General features: G+C 50.0%; 2 protein-coding genes. One reads left to right on the top strand and one right to left on the bottom strand.

Annotated elements, in window-relative coordinates; translation table 11 throughout:
- Nucleotides 1-1,126, bottom strand: a 1,126-nt coding sequence (gene pyk, locus ACTHUE_RS17395; protein WP_440424062.1) for a pyruvate kinase, incomplete at its 3' end; no start/stop codon positions are given.
- 214 nt (nucleotides 1,127-1,340) lie between these two features.
- On the opposite strand from pyk, the gene ACTHUE_RS17390 reads away from it, so the two are divergent.
- Complete coding sequence (locus ACTHUE_RS17390; protein ID WP_070461180.1) at nucleotides 1,341-1,844, top strand: hypothetical protein; 504 nt, start codon at nucleotides 1,341-1,343, stop codon at nucleotides 1,842-1,844.
- Nucleotides 1,845-1,871 lie beyond the last annotated feature (27 nt).

The following is a 1,871-nucleotide window of genomic DNA, read 5'->3' as shown; positions in this document are numbered from 1 at the left end:
TCGCCAAGTTGGTGCTGACGGCTTCGGGATACTCGACCTGTTCGGCAACGCCGTTGAGCGAATCTTGTTCTTTTTCCGCAGCCGCACAAATAATCGCCATTTGGCTGACGGTTTCAAACGGATACGCGCCGACGGCGGTTTCGGCAGAACACATCACCGCATCGGTACCGTCCAATACTGCATTGGCCACGTCGCTGACTTCCGCGCGGGTCGGTACAGGGTTGGTAATCATCGATTCCATCATTTGAGTTGCGGTAATGCTGAAGCGGCGCAACTCACGGGCGCGGCGGATCATGCGTTTTTGCAGGGCAGGTACGGCGGCATGGCCAACTTCCACTGCCAAGTCACCGCGGGCAACCATAATACCGTCGCTGGCAAGGATGATTTCGTCCAGGTTTTCAATGGCTTCTACGCGCTCGATTTTGGAAACCAAACCGGGGCGTACGGCTGTACTGCCTTTCATTTCTTCTTCGACTTTGGCGCGTGCGATGTGCAAATCTTCGGCAGATTTCACAAAGCTGATGGCCAAGTAGTCGCAACCGATGGCAATCGCGGTTTTCAAGTCGCGGAAGTCTTTTTCGGTCAACGCACCGGCAGACAGACCGCCGCCGCGTTTATTGATACCTTTGTTACTTTTCAGCACATGGCTGTTTTCTACCCTTGTAATAATCTTACTTCCTTCAACCGCCTCAACGGTCAAGGTCAACAGGCCGTCGTCCAGCCACAAAACATCGCCGGTAGCGACGTCATTCGGCAAATCACGGTAGTCCAAACCCACCGCTTCGCGTGTACCTTCACCTTTAAGCGCGGCATCCAAAATTAAGGTTTCATCTTTATTCAGCTCAATGCTGCCGCCGGCAATTTTGCCGACACGGATTTTCGGGCCTTGCAAGTCGGCAAGAATAGCCACTTCCTGACCTGCGCGTTTCGCGGCTTCACGCACAATGCGGGCATTTTCTTCATGGAACTCCGGAGTACCGTGGCTGAAATTGAAACGGACGACATTAAGACCACCGACACGGATCATGTCTTCCAACAATTGTACATTGTTGCTGCCCGGACCCAGTGTGGCGACAATTTTGGTATTGTGGCTGATACGGGTTAAATCACGTTGCAATTGGCTCATGTAAACGTCCTTTCCTGTTGATTTCACGTTTGATAATGAAGAGGATTGTACTCTTAATGCAATAATGTTGGCGTAAAATTACATCATTTTCTGACTTAAACTAAATTTATTTTTGCATTAACCTACTTTCCTATCGGATACAATATACCCTCACGTCGTCATGTTTAATTTTTCAGACGGCCTCACTCATACTAATAGAATACTCAACTGATCCATGAAACGTTTTTTGACTCCGCTACCCATCGGCATCGTTTTGGCTGACCTGATCTACGGTTTCGTACTTAATGTCATGCAAGGCTTAAATTTGCAACAAACTGCCGCCAACCAGTCCGGTACAATTTCCGTTACGCCCGACATTGCCTTCAACAGCCTGCAAATCGTCGCCAACGGCGGCATGGTCTGCATTATCGGCTTCGGTTTGATTGTCTTGTTCCAACTCAACCGCGCCGTATTACGCCAACAAATCCTGCCCATCGGCATTTTCCGAACTCTCGGCCTGTTGGCTGTTTTGGCATTCAGCATTTCGTCTTTGTGGGAATGGTTGCATGCCGCTTTGTCGCTGCTTTCCGGGCACAATGTTTTAAACTTCAGCAACCCGCGTTATCTGGTTACCGCAGCCTGTATGCCCATCATCGCTTTCTTGTGCATCTTGCGCCTGTACAATTGGTATCGCCTGCATCGGACTGTTGCCACCGACGATACCTCCACTTCCCTCTAATCAAGCTGCAAAAAGGCCGTCTAAAAC

The sequence above is a fragment of the Neisseria sp. P0021.S005 genome, from assembly GCF_051956955.1.
Note: the sequence above shows the minus strand (reverse complement) of the source record. Positions and strands in the feature narration are given on the sequence as shown.

Bases quoted from the DNA above. Each gene is read 5' to 3' on its own strand.
- ACTHUE_RS17390 (WP_070461180.1), top strand. From the start codon at position 1,341: ATGAAACGTTTTTTGACTCCGCTACCCATCGGCATCGTTTTGGCTGAC.